This is a genomic window from Kitasatospora sp. NPDC056184 (assembly GCF_042268405.1).
In the GTDB taxonomy this organism is placed as follows: Bacteria; Actinomycetota; Actinomycetes; order Streptomycetales; family Streptomycetaceae; genus Kitasatospora.
In genome coordinates, this window is sequence record NZ_JBHJUI010000001.1 from 430240 (window position 1) to 448090 (window position 17851).

Genomic DNA, 17851 nt, shown 5'->3' on the forward strand with positions numbered 1-17851 from the left:
GCCGTCCGGCCCGGCCCGGGGCCGTCACCCGCGCCCGAGCGCCACCACCCGCGCCCAGGCGGGCGGCTCCGGCCTCCGGTACCCGGAGCCGTCCTCCCGCCACCCGGTGGACCGCCCGAACAGGCCCACCACCGTCCGGCACGACGGCCGGGCCGCCGGCCACGGCGTCTGGCCGTCCGTCAGCACCACGACGACGTCCGGCCGCGGCCACGCCCGCAGCGCCGCGGCGAAGCCCTCCCGCAGATCCGTCCCGCCGCCGCCCACCAGCGGGATCTCCGCGGCCGCGCAGACCCGCTGCGCCGCCTGCGCGGCCGCGTCGCAGGACACCACGGTGACCAGGTCGCGGCGGCCCCCCACGGCCCGGCAGATCGCCGCGACCTCCAGCAGCGCGGTGCCCAACTCGGCGTCGCTGACCGAGCCGGAGGTGTCGACGACGACGCCCACCCGGGGCGGCCGCCGCCGCAGCGACGGCAGCACCGCCCCCGGCAGCGCGGCGGACCGGCGGGCCGGGCGGCCGTACGCGTAGTCCTCGCCGGCGCCCGCGCCGGACACCGCCGAGCGCACCGCGGCCCCCAGCAGCTCCCGCCACGGCTGCGGCGGATGGAACGCCTCCTCGGCCCACCGCCGCCACCCCGCCGGGGCGTCGCCCGGGCTGCCGCTGATGGCCTGCGCCACCCGGAAGCGCACCGCGTCCCGCTGCTGGGCGCTGAGCCCGTGCGCGCCGTCCGGTCCCAGCTCCCAGGCGCGCCCCAGGCCGTCGGCGCCGCTGCCGCAGTCCAGCCAGGCGAAGTCCTGGGTCAGCGGTCCGAGCCGGAACATCCGCAGGTAGTCCTCCATCAGCTCGCCCGGCGGCAGGTCCAGGCACTCGGGGGTGACGGCGCCCTCCGGCCGGACGAGCCCGTCGCCGAACACGTCGTCGTTGATCTCGCAGTCCGCGGCGATGTTCATCCGCAGCCGGTCCGCCGGGCCGGAGAGCCCGCGCACCCGGGCGAGCCGGTCCCCCCGCCCGTGGTGGTCGCGCAGCAGGTGGGACACCTCGTGCACCCAGACGCCGGCCAGCTCCTCGACGGGCGTGCGCGCGACGAAGGCGGGGGAGGCGTAGCAGCGCCAGTGCCGGTCCACGGCCATGGTCGGGACGTCCCGGGACTCGACGACGTGCAGCGCGAACAGCGCCGTCGCCAGGTACGGGCGGACCCGGACGGCGTGCAGCCGGGCGGCGTACAGCTTGCCGGTGTCCAGTGTGCCGCTGCCCGGCGTGCCGGTGTCCGGCCGGGCGGGCGTCGGCGGGGCGGCCGTCGGCGGGGCGGTCACCGCCGGACCCCGTGGCCGGCCGGGGCGCCGGCCCCCGCGACCCGCGCCACCGAGCGGTCCGCCCGCCGGGACAGCGCGACCACCCCGCCGAGGCGCTCGATGGCCGCCGGCACCTCCCAGTCCTCGCGCCGGAGCGAGGCGAGCGTGGTGGCCGGGACCACCACGACGTCCGGCGGCCCGCTCTCCAGCGCCCGCGCCAGCAGCTCCCACGCCGCGTCCCAGCGCGACCGGTCCGGACGGCGGCGCACCGCGTCCACCACGCCCTCCAGCGCGGCCTGCCGGAGGTCCCCGCGCTCGGGCAGGACGGCCGCGGCCGGATCGGCGAGCAGCGTCTCCGGGTCGGGCAGGTCCATCCGGTCCATCGCCGCGAGCAGTTCCAGGCCGGGACCGTCCCCGACGGTGCCCCGGACCAGCAGGGCCAGCACCTCGCGCGGGGACCCGGCGGCGGTCGCGAAGGCGATCAGCCGCACCGTCATCTCCCAGCTCCGGGGCGAGGGCCAGGCGCCGCCGCGGCGGGCCTCGCTCTCCGGCAGCCGGTGGACCAGCGGCGGTCGGACGGCGAGGAGTTCGCAGACCGCGCGGCGGGCGAGAGCCACCGCCTCCGGCAGCCGCGCCGGGTCGAGCTCCGGCAGGACGGCGCGCGGCCAGGTGCCGCCCAGGCCGCGGACCACCACCTCGTGGTCGTGCTCCCACGGGAGGTGGACGAACCGGTTGGCCAGCGGAGGGCTCAGTTCCCAGCCGTCGGCGGCCGAGGAGCGCGGGTTGGCGGCGGCCACGATCCGCACACCGGGCGGGAGTTGCAGCGCGCCGATGCGCCGTTCGAGGACCAGCCGCAGCAGTGCGGCCTGCACGGCGGGCGGCGCGGTGGACAGTTCGTCCAGGAACAGCAGGCCCCGGCCGGCCCGGACCAGCCGGACCGCCCAGTCCGGCGGGGCCATCGGGACGCCCTGCACCGCCGGGTCGGCGCCGAGGACGGGCAGTCCCGCGAAGTCGGACGGCTCGTGGACGCTCGCGATGACGGTGGTGAGCGGCAGCTCCAGCGTCTCGGCGAGCCGGGTGAGCGCGGCGGTCTTGCCGATCCCCGGCTCGCCCCACAGCAGCACCGGCAGGTCGGCCGCCACGGCGAGGGTCAGGGCGGCCAGCCGGTCGTCGGGGCGCGGTTCGGTGGTGGTGTCGTTCAGCAGCTCCAACAGGTCGTGGGCGATGTCGAGTTGGGACAGAAGGGGGACAGCGGGCATGCGTGAGGGGCCTTTCGTGACGAGGGGAGGGAATGGTGGCGTCAGCGGCGCTTCGCGCGACGCGGGCGGGAACGGCGCTCCTGCGGACGCGGCCCGGCCGGGTGAGCCCGGAGCGGGGAGCGGCCGGCGAGACCGGCGCGGAACAGCCCGTAGGCGATCCGCCGTTCGGCGGCCGCCGCGAGCTCGTCCCGCAGCGCCCCGGCGCGCAGCAGGGCGTCCGGGCCGAGCAGTTCCTCGACGACGGCCAGCGCGCCGGCGGCGTCGCCGTGCCGCAGGCGTGCGCGGACGTCGGCGAGGTTCTCCGGGCGGCGGTGCGCGTCGTCGACGGCCTGCAGACAGGGGAGCGGGGTGCCGGTGAGGGCCATCAGCAGCTCCTCGCGGCGGATCTCCGCGGGGGTGTGGTCCAGAGCCGTCAGCACGCCGTCGACCAGGCCGATCCGGTGCCGGTCGCCGCGGCACTCGACGAGGCGCGGTCCACCGGGGGCCGGGCCGGGGCCGGGTTCGGGCCCGCCGCCGGTCGGCGGGTGGCCCGGGGCCAGCGCCTCGGCCACCAGCGGGTGCAGGCGCCCGGGCCCGATCAGCCCGGCCCGGAGCAGCTCCAGGTCGGGCGGCACCCGGACCGCTGGGTCCGGCAGCAGCGGCATCGGCGGGGGCGCCGGCGGCGCGTCCCGCGCGGTGGGCCCGCCGGTGCCCGCCGCCACGATCACCTGCCGCCGTGCCCCGAGCCGGACGCGCACGGTGCCGGCCTCCTCGGGGTGCCCGTCGGCGCGGAGCAGGATCCGCGCCTCGGCCGCCCACCGCTCGGGGCCGCCGAGACGGAGGGCCAACTCGCCGCTGCGGCGGGCGTCCCACAGGTGCCGGTGGAGGTCGAGCCGGAACCGTCGGCTGGGGCGAGGGTGCGGGTGGGCGTCCGCCCGGCCGGCGGTGGCGTCGTGGAGCGCGAGCCCGAACCGCTGTCCGCCGCTCGCCCAGGCGGGCGGTGTCCGCACCACCAGGTGCACGTCGCCGTACCGGGCGAGCGGAACGGTCAGGCCGGGCCGCAGCAGTCCGTCGGGTGCGATCCGCGGCAGGTGCCAGCGCAGCAGGTCCGGTGCCAGTCCGCGGAGGTCGCTCCGGATCCGGGCGGCGAGTTCGCGCCCGTGCCGGCGTGCGGCGGTGCGCAGATCGAGGTCGACCTCGACTCCGGCGGCGGCGCAGGCCCCCGCCCAGTCCCCGGCGAGCCGCCGGGCCGTCGTCGTCTCGATGACCGAGGCCGGCACGGCGAACTCGCGCACGTGCAGCCAGAAGGAGAGCCGGGAATCCCCGTGCGCGGAGTGCGTGGACATCAGCACTCACCTTGCGCGGACGGGACCCCCACTTCGTGAAGAGAAGGAATCATCATCGGGCGCGAGCGTAGCCGCCACGGGGATCCCGGCGCCACACCTTTTCGCGCCGCACGTCCGGCGACGGCCCGTTCGGCCCGCGAGCGGTGGGCGGGGGCGCACCGCTCACGGGCTGGCGCGGGCCGCCGCCGGGCCGGTCAGTTCACGGAGACCGCCGGGCCGCCGGGCTGGGTGGAGTCGGTCATCGGGCCGTAGGTGGCGGAGAAGTAGCCCTCGCCGGGGCAGAGGGCCGATCCGCCGCTCTTGACGAAGTGCGCGTTGCGGAAGACCAGGGCGTGCGCGGTGTTGTCGGCGGTGCCGGTGAAGGCGCCGCTGAGCTGGTAGGTGCAGGTGAGGGTGCCGAACCAACTGTTCAGCACGGCCGAGGCCTGGATCGGTCCGGCCGGCCCGGCGCTGAGGGTGACCGGCAGGCCGGCGGAGTCGGCGACCGTGACGTTGTACGCGAGGTTGCCGACCGTGAGGCTCTTGACCGAGGTGACGCCGGTGACGTTGGCCGTACAGGAGCCGAAGGTCAGGCCGGTCAGGGACGCGGTGGCGGTGCCCGGCGCTGCGGGGTTGCTCAGGACCTTGGCGGTCAGCGGCGAGGTGCCGCAGAAGACCCCGGTCGAGCCGGTGGTGTCCGAGGAGAAGGTGGCGCGGGTGCCCGCGGCGAGTGGTGCGAGCAGCACGTCGCCGACGCCGACGGCCGATCCGCCGGCGGTCAGCACGGGTCCGGCGGCGGTCGGTCCGGCGGTGGTCGGGCCCGCGGTGGTCGGGCCCGCGACGGGAGCGGCGGCGGCCGGGAGGGCGCCGACGGCCAGGGTGGCGGCGGCCGCGGCCAGGGCAAGGCAGGGGTGCAGGCGCATGGGGGTGCCTCGTTCTCGGTGGGGGGCGAGCGGGCGGACGTCCCGGAGCGCCGGGGACGTGGGGCCCGGCGCCGGGGAGTTGACTACGTTGTAGAGCGGTGTCCGGACACCGTCAAGGAGTGGCGCGGCAGTTGCTGACAATTAGTCAGCAGGAGCCGCCCGAGGTCTTGCCAGGCCGCCGGACGCTCCCTACCGTCGAGTAGCGCCCACGTCGACCGTCCGCCGTCCCGGACCGCGTGCGCCCTGGTGGGCCGCGCACGCGCCAAGGAGTCGCGATGTTCCCGCCCCGCCCCCGGCACTCCCGCCGCAGCCGCCCGCGGACCCTCCTCGCCGTCGCGGCCGCGCTCGGCCTGGCCCTGCCCGCCGCCTCCGCGGCCGCCGCCGGCCCGCCCGCCCCGGGGTCCGCCGCCGCCCTGCGGGAGGTGATGTTCGTGGGCAACAACTGGGACGGCACCGCCGACGTCATCACCTCCCGCGGCGACCTCGCCCGGATCGGCCGGATCAACGTGATCCCCGACAAGGACCAGCGCCTCGCCGAGATCTACCTCAACCCCGTCAAGCTCGGCTACTTCCTCGGCGTCCGGCTCGGCCCCGGCGAGGGCCACGACCAGTTCGTCGACGACATGTACACCACCCCGGACGGCACGGCCGTGGTCGTCTCCCGGCCGAGCTTCGCCGACGTGGTCTCCCTGGACCTCGCCACCGGCCGGATCAACTGGCGCTTCCCGGTGGCGGGTTACCGCTCCGACCACATGGCGGTCTCGCCCGACGGCACCCGGCTCGCGGTCTCCGCCTCCACGGCGAACACGGTGCACGTCCTCGACATCGCCACCGGCCGGCGGATCGGCTCCTTCGGGACCGGCGACAAGCCCCACGAGAACCTCTTCACCGACGGCGGCCGGCGGATCTGGAACATGTCGATCGGCGAGGTCACCACCGCCCTCGACGCCCCCTGGCTGGACTGGACGAAGGGCGACCGCCGGATCACCGTCGCCGACGCCGACACCTTCGGGACGGTCAGGATCATCGACATGCGGGAGCGCCTCGACGCCTTCGGCCGCTCCGACCTCTCCGACGCCGTCCGCCCGGCCGCCTTCACCCCGGACGGCTCGACGCTGTACTTCCAGGTCTCCTTCTTCAACGGCTTCGTCGAGTACGACGTCGCCGCCGACCGGATCACCCGGGTCAGGACGCTGCCGAAGAACCCCGCGACCGACGAGGACCGCACCACCTGGGTCAACGACTCCCGCCACCACGGCCTGGCCATGAGCCCGGCCGGCGACCGGCTCTGCGTCGCGGGCACCATGGACGACTACGCCACCGTCGTCGACCGGGCCACCCTCCAGGAGGGCCCGCTGGTGCCCGCCGCCAAGCCCTACTGGGCGACGGTCAGCGGCGACGGCCGCTCCTGCGTCGTCTCCGAGAGCGGCGCCGACCGGGTCACCGCCATCGACTTCGCCACCGGGCTGCGCACCTCCTCCGTGGACGTCGGCGACCACCCGCAGCGGGTCCGCCTCGGACGCGTCCCCGCCGCCTGGACCGGCCCCTCCGCCTCCTGAGACCGGGTGCTACCCGCGCGCCGCCCGGCGGTAGTGGTCGAGGACGTCCTGGCGCAGCAGTGCGCCGAAGCCCGCGCCCTCCAGACGGAGGGCGAGCTGGGGCTCGGTGAGGCTCAGGGCGGCCGCGGTGGCGGGCAGGTGCCAGTCGTGCGCGGCGAGGCGGTCCAGCAGGTAGCCGCGGCGGACCTGGGGTTCGGAGAGCCGGAAGGTCTTGAGGTAGGCGACCCGGCCGTGCTCGTCGGTGATCGCCTCGCCGATGTGGTTCTCCTCGCGGGGCCGGAAGTCCGGCAGGAAGCGGGCGAGGGTGAAGCGGCCGAGGCGGCGGACCGTGCGCGCCCGGTAGGCGGGTTCCAGCAGGCCGCCCGCCATGGTGCCGTCGTGGAAGGCCGCCCAGGCGCGCTCCTGCTGGGCGACGGCGGCGCGCAGGTCGGCGGTCGAGGTGATCGGGCCGGCCGCGCGCAGGTCGGCGCGGAAGTCCGGCACGGGGGCGGACAGCAGGGCGTAGTGGTGGATCAGCTCGCCGTAGAGGTCGAGCAGCAGGGTGCGGTGCAGGGCGCGGTAGTCGTCGGGGTGCGGGACGACGAAGGCGGCGGCGAGGGCGTCGGCGACGTACACCACCAGGCCGCACTGGCCGGGGTGGAGTTCGAACACCCGCAGCGCGTCGGCGAGGCCGCGCACCCGCGCGCCGGCGTAGGCCTCCTCGGCGCGCGGGGACAGGCCGTGCCGCAGGGCGCGCTCGGACCACTGCTCCCAGGTGACGGCCGGACCGCCGAAGTGCAGCGCGAGGTAGCCCTCCAGGGCGAGGTGCAGCGGCAGGAAGCGCAGCCGGGTGCGCCCCTCGCGCTTGGCGAGCCGGCGCGGCACCCGGACCCGGACGCGGTCGGGCGGCGTGGCGGCGGCGTCGGCCGCGTCCAGCCGGGTGCCGTACGCGGCCGCCGGGGTGCCGTCGCCGGTCCAGTCGGCGACGAAGCCGTGCGGGAGGTAGGAGTGGTAGGAGGCGCGGCGGCCGACCGGGACGGCGGCGTACTCCTCCTCGTACAGCTCCTGGTGCAGCCGCAGGTCGGCGATCGGCTCCGGGCGCACCAGCGGGACCAGGCGCACACCGCCCCACACCTGGGCGGGCCGGGTGTCCAGACCGGTGAGGTCGAGGCGGAGGGCGGACGGGGCGGCGGGCGGCGCGGAGCTCATCGGACGGCCACCTCCGGAGCGGCGGACAGGAAGCGCGCGGTGCGGGCGGCCAGGTGCGCCGTCAGCTCCGCGAGGTCGGTGCGGCCCTCGGCGAAGCGGGCGAACTCGACCAGCGCCGGCAGGTCCTCGGCGTCGCGCAGCCCGGCCGTGGGCACCGTCGGGGCGAGTCGGCGCACGTCGAAGCCCTCCGCGTCGTAGACCGGGTTGAGGTGCACGATGCTGGTCCGGCGCTCCGGGTCCAGCCGGGTGCGCCACACCCGCAGCACCTCGGCGGCCAGGCCCGGCGGGGCGTTGTCCCAGCCGTCGGAGACGATCAACAGGCGCTGCGGCGCGGTGTCGAGGGCGTCCAGGATCCGGCGCCCGAGCGGGGTCGGGCCGGACGGGCGGGCGAGCAGCGCGTCGGTGCGCCCGGAGGTCCACAGCGCGGTGTACTCGCCGGCCAGCGCCTCCAGCAGGAAGTGGCAGGCGAGCGCGGCAGCCAGCGGCCGGCGGCGCTTGACGCCCGAGCCGTACGCCGACCAGCTGTCGTCCAGCACGGCCGTGACCCGGCCCCAGCCGCCCTCGGCCGCCCCGGCGGCGCGCGCGGCCCGGCGAGCCGAGGCACGCAGGGCGTCGGTCAGCTCCGCGCGGCGGGCGATCCGGTCGGCGGGCGGCAGGCCGAGCACGTACGAGGCGAGCCGGGTGAGCGGCATCCGCGCGAGGTCCGCGGCGACGGCGCCGGCCCCGTGGGAGCGGGCCGACTCCTGGAGGCGCAGCCGCTCCAGGGCGGTCAGCCGGGGCGCGATCCGCTCCAGGAAGGCGGCCCGCGGGATGCCGTGCCGCTGCGCGAAGGACTCGGCGACGGTGTAGGGGAGTTCGAAGACCGCGGCCTGCTGGTGGTGGGCGCGCCGCCAGGCGTCCAGCAGCGGCGCCCGGTACTTGGGCCGGCGGCCCGGGGCGTACAGGAAGTCGCCGGTCTCCGCCTCGGCGGGCCGCAGGTGGGCGTGCCGCAGCGCCCGCTTGAGCCCGGCGCGGTACTTGACGGCGTCGAGGGTCTGGTCGGGGCGCGCGGCCAGCCAGTCGCGCAGGATGGCGCGGGTGCGGCGGTTGTTGACCTTGGCGCGGCGCAGCTCGCCGATCAGCCGGTAGACCCGCTGCGGCGGCAGCAGCGCCAGCCGGCGGGCGATCAGCCGGCCCTCGGTGCGCCGCTGCTCCGCGGTGGCGTCCCGGGAGGTCTCCAGCAGGCGGCGGACGATCAGGGCGGCGTTGTGGTCGTTGATGTCGAGGGCGAGCGCGGCGGCGTACGGGCCCCGGTAGTTGACGCACATGTACGCGTGCAGGAAGTCCAGCGAGAGCTGCTGCTCGGCCGCCCCGCCGTGGAACTCGCGCTGGCCGGTGCCGGTGATCGCCGCGTTGACGAACAGCAACACGTCCTCGGCGGCGACCAGGTCCCCGTACGTCTCCACCCGCCCCGCCCCTTCGCCCGTGTCGTGATCGTGGGGCCGGCCGGGGAATGGGGGCACGAACTGCGAATCATTGCGGTAAGGGCACGTTCCGGAAGTCGCACCGGAGTCCCGCGGCCGGCCGCACGACCCTAACACCGGCCGGCCGGGGGAGCGCATCCGGTTTTTCCCGGCGGCCCCGGGCAGGGCGGGTCAGGCCGGGACGCCGCGCAGCTCCAGGGTGCAGCACTTCACGCTGCCACCCGCCTTGAGCAGTTCGGTGACGTCGATCCCGACCGGCTCGAAGCCCCGCGCGCGCAGCCGGGCCGCCAGCCCGACCGCCGCCTCGGGCAGGACCACCCGCAGGCCGTCGGAGACGGCGTTGAGCCCGAAGACGGCGGCGTCCTCGTCCGAGGCGAGCACGGCGTCCGGGTACAGCGCGGCGAGCGTGTCGCGGCTCTCCGGCGAGAACGCGGCCGGGTAGTACATGATCTCGTCGTCGCCGAGCACCGCGAGCGCGGTGTCCAGGTGGTAGTAGCGCGGGTCGACCAGTTCCAGGGTGACCACCGGGCGCCCGAGCACGCGCTGCGCCTCCGCGTGCGCCCGGCGGTCGGTGCGAAAGCCCGTCCCGGCCAGGATCCGCCCGCCGACCAGCAGGTAGTCGCCCTCGCCCTCGTTGGTGAACCCGGCCTGCTCCACTGTGCGGTAGCCGCGTGCCCGGAACCACTCCAGGTACGCGGGGGCCTCCTCGGCGCGCTCGCGGTGCCGGAACCGGGCCACCAGGGCGGTGCCGTCGACGACGGTGGCGCCGTTGGCCGCGAACACCATGTCGGGCAGGCCGGGGAGCGGCTCGATCAGCTCGACGGTGTGCCCGAGCTCCCGGAAGAGCGCGTGGAGCTGCTCCCACTGGGCGACGGCGCGGGCGGCGTCGGTCGGCTTCGCCGGCTCCATCCACGGGTTGATCGAGTAGTCGACCGTGAAGTGGGTCGGACGGCACATCAGGTAGTGGCGGGGGCGGGCGGTACGGGACACGGGCGGTCGTCTTCCTTCCGGCGGGGTGGTGCGGAGGGGTGGTGCGGCGGGGGGCGGGCGGGGGGGGCCGCCCCCCCCGGGGGGGGGGGCGCCCCCCCCCGGGGGGGGGGGGGGGGGGGGGGGGGGGGGGGGGGGGGGGGGGGGGGGGGGGGGGGGGGGCGGGGGGGGGGGGCCCCCCCCCCGCGCCGGGTGTGGCGGCAGCCCCGAGCGTGGCGGGCGCGGCGATCGCGGACGTGGCCGCGGTGTGCACGGCCGGCGGACGGCGGCGGTCCAGCGGGGGTCGCGCGGCGCCCCGGCCGCCGCGCGACACGCGGGCAGGAACGTGCCTGCACCGGCACCGCGCCGCGCCGCGGTGCACTGGCCGGGCCGCACACGCCGTCGAGGAGGAGGCCGCCGGATGGGGACGGGAACGGGAGCGGAAACGGGTGCGGGGGCGGCGGGAGCCGGTCCGGTCCGGGTGCTGGACGTCTCCGGACCGGACTACCGCCGGGCGTTCGAGCTGTTCCTCGCGGGCACCGACGAGAAGCCGCTCACCCACGCCCGCCTGGGCGAGGTCGTCGCCGGGCTGGGCCGCCGCCGGATGCTGCTGGACGTCGGCGCGGGCGAGGGCCGGACCACGGCCTACCTGGCGCGGCACTTCGAGCGCACGGTGGCCGTCGAGCCGAGCGCGGCGATGCGCGAGAAGCTGCGCCTGGCCTGCCCCGGGGCGCTCGTCCTGCCCGAGCCGGTCGAGGCGGCCGAGCCCCCCGGACCGGCGGACCTGGTCCACCTCTCGCACGTGCTGTACTACGTGCCGCCGCAGGAGTGGCTGCGCACCGTGCGCCGGGTGCGGGGCTGGGTGGCGCCCGGCGGGACGCTGCTGGTGGTGCTCCAGAACCCGGAGAGCCCCTGCATGCGGATGGCCGCGCACTTCACCGGCGTGCGCTACGACCTCGCGCCGCTGGCCGAGCAGCTGGCGGCCCAGGACGCGGACGGGTCCGCCCCGGAGTTCGCGTACGGGCTGGAGGCCCTCGACCTGCACTACCGGACCGACCGGCTGGACGAGGCCGTGGACGTCGCCGAGTTCATGGTCAACGTGGCCGACCTGGCCGCCATGGACCCGCTGCCCGACCGGGCCGAGCTGACCGCCTACGTCGAGGACCACTTCACCCGGCCGGACGGCGGCTACGCCATCGGCCACACCCAGGACATGCTGACGGTCCGCCGCGCCCCGCACTGACGGGGCGGCGGCCGGGCGCGGGTGCGGGTGCCGTCAGGCCCAGGGCAGCGCGGAGCGGGTGCGCCAGTACTCCTCGGCCGGCTCGGCGAGCGCCGCGAGGCCGGCCAGTGCGGCGGCGTCCAGGGCGAGCCCGACGGCCTCCAGGTTGGAGGCCAGCTGGCCGGTGGTGGCCGCGCCGGAGAGCACCACGTCCGCCCAGGGCTGCGCGGCGACGGCGGCGAGCGCGAGGGCGTCGCAGGACGCGCCGGTGCGGGCCGCGAGGGCGCGCAGCGCGGCGGTGTCCGGGCCGGTGGCGTTGCGGTCGGCGAGCCGGCCGTTGGCCATGCCCTCCTTGACCACCACCAGCCACCCGGCCTCGTTGGCCTCGGCGAGCGCGGGCCCGGCCGAGGGCTCCAGCAGGTTCCAGGTGGACTGCACGGCGGCGAACAGCGGCCGGCCGTCGACCGCCACCTCCAGAGCGGCGCGCACCGCCGCCGCCTGCGCCGGGCCGCTGGTCGACAGGCCCACCCGCACGCCCTCGGCGGCCAGCGCGGCGAGCCGCGCGTGCAGCACGGGGTCGGTGAGCGCGGGGCTGTCCGGCGTGACCGAGTGCACCAGGTAGAGGTCCGGCAGCCCGCCCAGCAGCGCCCGGCTCTCCGCCACCTGGCGGTCGAACACCGCCGGCGAGTGCTCCTTGACCTCGTGCACCGGCACGCCGGAGGTCCGCCAGTCGGCGGTGTAGGTGTAGCCCCACTTGCTGCCGACCGTCACCTCCCGCGCCGCCTGCGGGCGGGCGGCGAGCCAGGCGCCGAGGAACTCCTCCGCGCGGCCGTACGAGCGGGCGGTGTCGAAGTAGCGCACCCCGGCCGCGAAGGCGGCGTCGAGCAGGGCGTGGGTGCGCTCGCGCAGGGCGTCGACGGTGCGCTCGGCGGGCAGGTCGAGGTCGCGGCCGAGCGTGATGTACCCGGGCCGGCCGACGGCCGCGGTGCCCAGCCCGAACCGCGCGATCGACGGTTCGGCGGCTTCGGCGGCGGTGTCGGCGGCGGTCGGCATGGCGGGCTCCTTCGAGGGCTTCGGCGGCTGGGGGCCGGGGCACCGCGGGTGCTCGCCCCTCCCGCACCCTATCCGCCGGGCCGCCGCTGACCTGCGCCGACGCCCGGTGGGTGGCCTTCCCTCCGGTCTTCCCTCCGGCTCTCCCGGCGGCCTCTCCAAGGGCCTCTCCGCGTCCGGCCGGTGCCCTGCCAGAGCCCTGCCGGAGCCCTGCCGGAGCCGGCCACCGGTGGCCTATGCTGCTGAACCGCGAGAACGATGATCACCACGGGGAGGCGCGGCCATGGACTACCGGATCGAACGGATCGGCGTGGCGGACTGGGAGCGGCTGCGGGAGGTGCGCCTCACGCAGCTGCTCGACACCCCCATGGCCTTCCTGGAGACCCATGAGACCGCGCTCGCCCACGGCGAGGAGGAGTGGCAGGCCCGGGTCCGCCGGGTGAACGAGCCCGGCAGCATCGGCCTGGTCGCCGTCACCGGGACGCCGGGGGAGTGGATCGGGACGATGATCGGCTTCACCCCCGAGCCCGGCGCGGCCCTGCTGGTCGGCGTCTGGGTCGCCCCGGAGCACCGCGGTCGCGAGCGCGGGGTGACGGACCTGCTGCTGGACGCCCTCGTCACCTGGGCGCGCGACGAGGCCGGGGCGCGGCGCCTGCTGCTCACCGTGCACGAGGACAACACCCGGGCCGCCGCCTTCTACCGCCGCCGCGGCTTCGACTTCACCGGCACCACCAGGCCGTACCCGCTCGACCCGGCCGCGCGCGAGCTGGAGATGGCCCTCCCGCTGGCCTGACGCGCCCTCCCCTCTCCGGCCTGACGCGGTCACACCTCTGCCGCGCTCCAGCGGTCGAGCGTCCCGTTCGCGTCGTCGTAGGTCAGCCAGGTGCCGTCCCCGAGCGGGCGCACATAGCTGTCGACGGGGCCGGCGGGGTAGTCGACCGTGCCCCGTATGCCCAGGGTGCGGGCGTCCAGCAGCCAGTGCCGGGCGCGCTCCGGAGCGCCGTCGGAGTCGACCGTCGAGGCGATGACGGTGTCGGCGTCGACGAAGCCGCAGCCGTGGTCCCAGCAGGGCGGGTCCTCGTCCTCGCCCTGCTCGGGCTCCCGCTCGGCGAGCACGGTGCGGTCCAGCCCGTGCAGTCGCAGGTCGGCGCCGTTGTCCTCGACCGTCAGGAACCCCGGGTGGCCCGGGTGGACGTCCGCGAGAATGCGGTCCAGGTGGTGGCTGACGACCCAGCCGTCGAGCTCCGCGCCGTCCCAGCGGGCCCAGTGGACCAGGACGCCGTCCTGTCCCATGCCGATGTCGAGGGCGACGTGGACGCCGTCCGGGTGGGCGAGCTGGTGCGAGCCGAGGGCCGTGCTGTCCCGCAGCGGCAGGCGGGCCGACTCCCCGCCGTCCCCGGCGTCCAGGACGACCCAGTGCTCGCGGGAGTGCTCCGCCGCCGACACGGAGGCGATGTGGGCCCAGACGAATCGGCCGTCGTCGGAGACCAGGCAGGAGCCGTGCTCCGGGCCGGGGCACACCTCCGGCCCGCCGTCGGTGTGCGCCTGGCTGCTCCCGCACCCCCAGCACGCGTGCGGGTACTCCCACAGCAGTGACCCGTCCCGCGCGACCGCCCGCACGGCGCGCTGGTCGGTGAACACCGCGAACGAGCCGTCGGGGCTCACCGACTGCCGGCCGTGCTCCCACCCGGTCCGGGGCACCGGGAAGACCGCGGCCGGCGCGCGCTCCCCGGCGAACAGCTCCTCCAGGTCGTGGACCTCCAGCTCGGACCCGTGCCGGAGCAGGGCGCGGAGCGATCCGTCCCCGCGGCGCTCCAGGGCGAAGCCGTTGACCAGGGCGGCGCCGCTCGGCAGCTTCACCGAGGCGCGCAGGTGTGCGGTGATCGACATGCCCCGACGTTAGCGCGGGGCACTGACAACGCCGTCGGCCGCCGGGTACGCCGAGGCGAAGGTGAACGCGCGCGGGGAGGGCCCGTTCGCCCGCAGGTCCGCCAGCCGCTCCAGCGCCTCCCCGACGCCGGGCCGGTGCCCGGCGGGGACCCACCAGAGCACCAGGTGCGCCTGGACGTGCCGCTCGAACCACTCGCGGCGCCGCCGCACCACGTCCAGGTGCCCGCTGCGGTAGGTGAAGTCCCACAGGGCCTCCGGGCTCTCCCACACCGACAGGTTGACGATGACGTCCTCGCCCGCCGGACGCAGCCCGGTGGCGTCGGCGGCGCCGTCCCCGACCAGCCGCCAGACGAAGCCGGGCGCGCCGTCGGCGGCGGCGTTGACCGGGTCCAGCAGTTCGACGAACGGGGCGATCCGCGGGTCGTCGAGCGGGTGGCTGAGCGTGGCGACGTTGAGCTGGGCGAGGTGGGCGGCGGGCGCGGGTGAGGTCATGTCCCGCATTCCAGCACGGCCCCGTTTTCTATGTCAATCATGATTGTTTTTAGAAGCCTCGACCACCACGCAGCACTCGCCGGGGCGGGGGTCCATCCGCGCGCGCAGCGGGCCGTCGGCGCCCAGCAGCCCCTCCAGCAGGGCCAGGTTCATGCCGCAGACCAGCGGCGGGAAGTGTTCGGCGACGGCGTGGAACGGGCAGTTGCGCATCCGCAGGGCCTCGCGGCCCGAGTCCTCGGCCCGCTCCGGGTACGGCTCGTAGCCGCGGGCGGCCAGCAGGTCCGCCGCCCGGGCGAGGTCGCCGCAGGGGCCCGCCGCGGCGCGCAGGGCCTCGCCCCGGCGGCGCGCGGCCGCGCCGAGTCCGGCATCCAGCCCGGCCTCCTCGGCGGCCTCGGCGAGCAGTTCGGCGGCGGTGCGGTAGTCGCGCGCGGGCAGCGACACCGACCGCTCCGCCCCCGCCCGGGTGTACACCTTGGCCGGTCGGCCCGCCCCCGGGCCCGAACGGCCGGTCAGCCGGCGGCTGCCGGTCTCCAGCAGTCCGGCCTCGGCCAGCCGGTCCAGGTGGTGCGCGGCGAGCGTGCGCGCCACCCCGGCCGCCTCGGCGGCCTCGTTGCGGCCGACCTCGCGGCCCTGGGCCGCCACGTACTCGTACAGCCGGCGGCGCACCGGGTCCTGCAGCAGCGCGATCGCGTCGATGTCGTTCATCCGGCCAGTCTAAGAACGACGCGGATTGGCCATAGAGCGGCGGGCCGCTCAGGTGTAGTGGCCCCCGGTGACCTCCGGCAGCGGGTCCTCCACCGGGTCCAGCAGCCGGGGGCCGTCGTTGCGGACACTGTTGACCGTCGTGGCCACCGGCCGCACCAGCAACTCCCCGGCGGGCGCGTGCAGCAGGCCGCGCACCTCGCCCGGATCGGTGACGACCGGGTCCAGCCAGGCGTCCACGGCGTCGGGGGCGAGGGTGACCGGCATCCGGTCGTGGATCCGGCCGGCCGCGTCGGTCGCCTCGGTGGTCAGCACCGTGCAGGTGACCAGCCACGCGGCCGGGTCGTCGTCCTCCGCCACCGCGCGGTCGCGCCAGAACTCGTAGAGCCCGGCCATCAGCAGCAGACCGCCGCCGGGCCGGTGCAGGTAGTACGGCTGCTTGTACGCCTTGCGCCCCTCGGCCGCCGCGACCGGGCGCCACTCGAAGTACCCGTCCGCGGGCACCACGCACCGCCGTTCCTTGAACGCCTTGCGGAACGCGGGCTTCTCGTGCGCCGTCTCGACCCGGGCGTTGATCATCCGCGCCCCGGAACCCGGGTCCTTGGACCAGGACGGCACCAGGCCCCACCGCAGCGACCGGACCTGCCGGGTGATCTCCCCGGTCTCCCGGTCGACCCGCTCCAGCACCCCGGCCACCTGGTCCGTCGGTGCCACGTTCCAGGACGGCGCCAGGGCCTCCGGGGCGGGCCACACGGACGCGCGCAGCAGGTCGGCCAGATCGGACGGGGTGGTGGTGGAGACGAAGCGACCGCACATGCGCCCCATCCTGCCGTCCGGCCCCACCGCTCGTCACGCGCACCGCCGCGACGGACGACCGCGGAGCGGGCCCGCGGTCGCCGGACGGCCGGGATGCGGCGATGGCGCCGGACCGCCGAGGAGCGGCAACACCCGTGACACAACGCCGTGCTGTCCCTCGGTGCGGGAGGAGATCGGTCCGGGGACGGGGGGCGGGCAAGCGTTCCGCCGGCTGCACGGTTCCGCGGCAGGCCGCCGCGACCCGGTCGAACCGGGCCGCCCCGGGGCGGACCCTGCGCGCACCGCGGACCACGTCCGGGGGCCGGGGCCGGGCCGGCCGCGGCGGTGACCCGCCGCCCTCGCGCCGGGACGGGCAACTGCCCCCTGCGCGGGGCCGATCGGGGGGTAGGGTGGGCCTCCACAGCTGTCGGATCTTCGACGAACGAACGGACGGGCGATGCACGTACGCCGACCGCGGGACGGACGGGTGGCCTCCGGGCACCCGTCGCGGTCGCGCGCGGCCGCGTTCCGCCCGTCGGCCCCGCGGTCCCTCGGCGTCGGCCGCGGCGCCCGTCTGGTGACGCGGCGCTGGATCGACGGCGTCGGCTCGCCGACCGGCCTCTGTCGCCCGTAACACCCCGGCCTCCACGCGCGTCCGCGCCCGCCCCGCCACGGCTGTCCGCCCGACCGGCCTTCACCGCGTCCGCCCACGGGGCGGACGACCGCGGTGCCCGACGCGCGTGCTCCCGCCACACCGCCGTGCCTTCACCTCCAAGGAGCCAGACGTGAGTGAGACCCTCCAGCACACCGAACCCGGGACCGGGAACGACGCCGCGAAGGCGGCGTACGCCGGCCCGGCCGACACCGCCGCCCACGGCGAGTACCGGATCACCAGGACCCCGGGCGACGAGCGCCCGCTCTACCGCTTCACCGGCCGGATCACCGCCGACGGCAGCAGCGGTTTCAAGGCCGAGCCCGGCCGGTACCACGTCTACGCGGGCTGGTTCTGCCCCTGGGCGCACCGCGTCACCATCCAGCTCGCGCTGAACGGGCTGGAGGACGTCGTATCGGTCTCGTACGTGGACGGCGAGCGCGACGGCCGGGGCTGGGCGTTCCGCGAGACCCACGGCCCGGACCCGGTCAACGGCTTCACCCTGCTGCGCGAGGCCTACGACCGGACCGAGCCCGGCTTCGACGGGCACGTCTCGGTGCCGACGCTCTGGGACCGGCACACCGGCCGGGTGGTCAGCAACGACTTCACCCTCATCGGCATCGACCTGGCCACCCAGTTCGGCGAGTGGAGCAACGGGGCCGACACCTACCCGGAGGACCTGCGCGCGGAGATCGACGCGCTCGACGCCGAGCTGCACCTGGCGGTCAACCACGGGGTCGGCGCGGCGGCGGGCACCGACGAGGCCGGGCTCGCGGCCCGCGCCGTCCTGCTGGACGCCTTCGCGAAGCTGGACGCCCGGCTGGCCGACCGCCGCTACCTGCTGGGCGACCGGCTCACCGAGGCGGACGTGCGGCTCTGGGTGACGCTGGTGCGCTACGACGCCAGGTCCAACCACGACCGCTCGATCAACCCGGGTCTGGCCGAGTACCCGCACCTGTGGGCGTACGCCCGCGACCTCTACCGGCTGGAGGCGTTCAACCGCACCACCGACTTCGCCACCTTCACCCTGCCCGGCGCGCAGCTGCCGGACTGGAACGCCCCGGCCGAGCGGCCGCAGGCGCGCTGACCCCGCCCA

At 76.8% G+C, this 17851-nt stretch carries 16 protein-coding genes; 4 read left to right on the forward strand and 12 right to left on the reverse strand.

Annotation, left to right across the window (positions count from 1 at the left end):
- Positions 1 to 24: 24 nt before the first annotated feature.
- The 4 genes from ACFC0B_RS01350 to ACFC0B_RS01365 form a co-directional block, all read right to left on the reverse strand.
- The gene (locus ACFC0B_RS01350; protein WP_376080484.1) at positions 25 to 1311 is read right to left on the reverse strand and encodes a VWA-like domain-containing protein; all 1287 of its coding nucleotides are present in this window, start codon (positions 1309 to 1311) and stop codon (positions 25 to 27) included.
- Positions 1308 to 2549, reverse strand: coding sequence for an AAA family ATPase (locus ACFC0B_RS01355; protein ID WP_376080487.1), 1242 nt, complete (start codon positions 2547 to 2549; stop codon positions 1308 to 1310). Before ACFC0B_RS01355 ends, ACFC0B_RS01350 begins: the two co-directional genes overlap by 4 nt.
- Positions 2550 to 2590: 41 nt before the next feature.
- Positions 2591 to 3874 carry a hypothetical protein gene (locus ACFC0B_RS01360; RefSeq protein WP_376080490.1) on the reverse strand — a complete coding sequence of 428 codons (1284 nt, stop codon included), beginning with the start codon at positions 3872 to 3874 and terminating at the stop codon, positions 2591 to 2593.
- A gap of 194 nt (positions 3875 to 4068) precedes the next feature.
- Complete coding sequence (locus ACFC0B_RS01365; RefSeq protein ID WP_376080492.1) at positions 4069 to 4776, reverse strand: Tat pathway signal sequence domain protein; 708 nt, start codon at positions 4774 to 4776, stop codon at positions 4069 to 4071.
- A 275-nt stretch (positions 4777 to 5051) separates the two neighbouring features.
- On the opposite strand from ACFC0B_RS01365, the gene ACFC0B_RS01370 reads away from it, so the two are divergent.
- Positions 5052 to 6335 (forward strand): YncE family protein, encoded by a 1284-nt coding sequence (locus ACFC0B_RS01370; RefSeq protein WP_376080495.1) that lies wholly within the window; start codon positions 5052 to 5054, stop codon positions 6333 to 6335.
- Positions 6336 to 6344: 9 nt separating this feature from the next.
- Here ACFC0B_RS01370 and ACFC0B_RS01375 read toward each other — a convergent pair whose 3' ends face one another.
- From ACFC0B_RS01375 to ddaH, 3 genes are all read right to left on the reverse strand, one after another.
- Entirely contained in the window at positions 6345 to 7523 is a 1179-nt protein-coding gene (locus tag ACFC0B_RS01375; protein WP_376080497.1) for a hypothetical protein, read from the reverse strand.
- Positions 7520 to 8968: a hypothetical protein gene (locus ACFC0B_RS01380; RefSeq protein ID WP_376080500.1), complete on the reverse strand. Its 1449-nt coding sequence runs from the start codon at positions 8966 to 8968 to the stop codon at positions 7520 to 7522. Before ACFC0B_RS01380 ends, ACFC0B_RS01375 begins: the two co-directional genes overlap by 4 nt.
- 189 nt (positions 8969 to 9157) lie before the next feature.
- Positions 9158 to 9976: a dimethylargininase gene (gene ddaH, locus ACFC0B_RS01385; RefSeq protein ID WP_376080502.1), complete on the reverse strand. Its 819-nt coding sequence runs from the start codon at positions 9974 to 9976 to the stop codon at positions 9158 to 9160.
- A 397-nt stretch (positions 9977 to 10373) separates the two neighbouring features.
- Between ddaH and ACFC0B_RS01390 the strand changes: the two genes are divergently transcribed.
- The gene (locus ACFC0B_RS01390) at positions 10374 to 11195 is read left to right on the forward strand and encodes a class I SAM-dependent methyltransferase (RefSeq protein ID WP_376080505.1); all 822 of its coding nucleotides are present in this window, start codon (positions 10374 to 10376) and stop codon (positions 11193 to 11195) included.
- Positions 11196 to 11228: 33 nt separating this feature from the next.
- Here ACFC0B_RS01390 and ACFC0B_RS01395 read toward each other — a convergent pair whose 3' ends face one another.
- The gene (locus ACFC0B_RS01395) at positions 11229 to 12227 is read right to left on the reverse strand and encodes an aldo/keto reductase (protein ID WP_376080507.1); all 999 of its coding nucleotides are present in this window, start codon (positions 12225 to 12227) and stop codon (positions 11229 to 11231) included.
- Positions 12228 to 12507: 280 nt separating this feature from the next.
- Between ACFC0B_RS01395 and ACFC0B_RS01400 the strand changes: the two genes are divergently transcribed.
- Positions 12508 to 13017, forward strand: a complete 510-nt coding sequence (locus tag ACFC0B_RS01400) for a GNAT family N-acetyltransferase (protein WP_376080510.1) — start codon at positions 12508 to 12510, stop codon at positions 13015 to 13017.
- 29 nt (positions 13018 to 13046) lie between these two features.
- Here the strand turns inward: ACFC0B_RS01400 and ACFC0B_RS01405 are convergent, their stop codons facing one another.
- From ACFC0B_RS01405 to ACFC0B_RS01420, 4 genes are read right to left on the reverse strand one after another with little or no spacing between them, the layout of a single operon-like run.
- Entirely contained in the window at positions 13047 to 14114 is a 1068-nt protein-coding gene (locus ACFC0B_RS01405) for a hypothetical protein (protein ID WP_376080512.1), read from the reverse strand.
- Positions 14115 to 14123: 9 nt separating this feature from the next.
- Positions 14124 to 14606: a DUF3291 domain-containing protein gene (locus ACFC0B_RS01410; protein ID WP_376080515.1), complete on the reverse strand. Its 483-nt coding sequence runs from the start codon at positions 14604 to 14606 to the stop codon at positions 14124 to 14126.
- Between the two features lie 33 nt (positions 14607 to 14639).
- Positions 14640 to 15311 carry a helix-turn-helix transcriptional regulator gene (locus ACFC0B_RS01415; protein ID WP_376080518.1) on the reverse strand — a complete coding sequence of 224 codons (672 nt, stop codon included), beginning with the start codon at positions 15309 to 15311 and terminating at the stop codon, positions 14640 to 14642.
- Between the two features lie 48 nt (positions 15312 to 15359).
- Entirely contained in the window at positions 15360 to 16124 is a 765-nt protein-coding gene (locus ACFC0B_RS01420) for an SOS response-associated peptidase (protein WP_376080520.1), read from the reverse strand.
- 764 nt (positions 16125 to 16888) lie between these two features.
- Between ACFC0B_RS01420 and ACFC0B_RS01425 the strand changes: the two genes are divergently transcribed.
- Positions 16889 to 17842 carry a glutathione S-transferase C-terminal domain-containing protein gene (locus ACFC0B_RS01425; RefSeq protein ID WP_376080522.1) on the forward strand — a complete coding sequence of 318 codons (954 nt, stop codon included), beginning with the start codon at positions 16889 to 16891 and terminating at the stop codon, positions 17840 to 17842.
- The last annotated feature ends 9 nt before the right edge of the window (positions 17843 to 17851 follow it).

Excerpts from the sequence above, each read along its gene's own strand:
- ACFC0B_RS01365 (WP_376080492.1), bottom strand. The coding sequence starts at position 4,776 with ATGCGCCTGCACCCCTGCCTTGCCCTGGCCGCGGCCGCCGCCACCCTG.
- ACFC0B_RS01420 (WP_376080520.1), bottom strand. The coding sequence starts at position 16,124 with ATGTGCGGTCGCTTCGTCTCCACCACCACCCCGTCCGATCTGGCCGAC.
- ACFC0B_RS01370 (WP_376080495.1), top strand. The coding sequence starts at position 5,052 with ATGTTCCCGCCCCGCCCCCGGCACTCCCGCCGCAGCCGCCCGCGGACC.
- ACFC0B_RS01400 (WP_376080510.1), top strand. The coding sequence starts at position 12,508 with ATGGACTACCGGATCGAACGGATCGGCGTGGCGGACTGGGAGCGGCTG.
- ACFC0B_RS01355 (WP_376080487.1), bottom strand. The coding sequence starts at position 2,549 with ATGCCCGCTGTCCCCCTTCTGTCCCAACTCGACATCGCCCACGACCTG.
- ACFC0B_RS01360 (WP_376080490.1), bottom strand. The coding sequence starts at position 3,874 with ATGTCCACGCACTCCGCGCACGGGGATTCCCGGCTCTCCTTCTGGCTG.
- ACFC0B_RS01390 (WP_376080505.1), top strand. The coding sequence starts at position 10,374 with ATGGGGACGGGAACGGGAGCGGAAACGGGTGCGGGGGCGGCGGGAGCC.
- ACFC0B_RS01375 (WP_376080497.1), bottom strand. The coding sequence starts at position 7,523 with ATGAGCTCCGCGCCGCCCGCCGCCCCGTCCGCCCTCCGCCTCGACCTC.
- ACFC0B_RS01415 (WP_376080518.1), bottom strand. The coding sequence starts at position 15,311 with ATGAACGACATCGACGCGATCGCGCTGCTGCAGGACCCGGTGCGCCGC.
- ACFC0B_RS01405 (WP_376080512.1), bottom strand. The coding sequence starts at position 14,114 with ATGTCGATCACCGCACACCTGCGCGCCTCGGTGAAGCTGCCGAGCGGC.
- ACFC0B_RS01410 (WP_376080515.1), bottom strand. The coding sequence starts at position 14,606 with ATGACCTCACCCGCGCCCGCCGCCCACCTCGCCCAGCTCAACGTCGCC.
- ACFC0B_RS01395 (WP_376080507.1), bottom strand. The coding sequence starts at position 12,227 with ATGCCGACCGCCGCCGACACCGCCGCCGAAGCCGCCGAACCGTCGATC.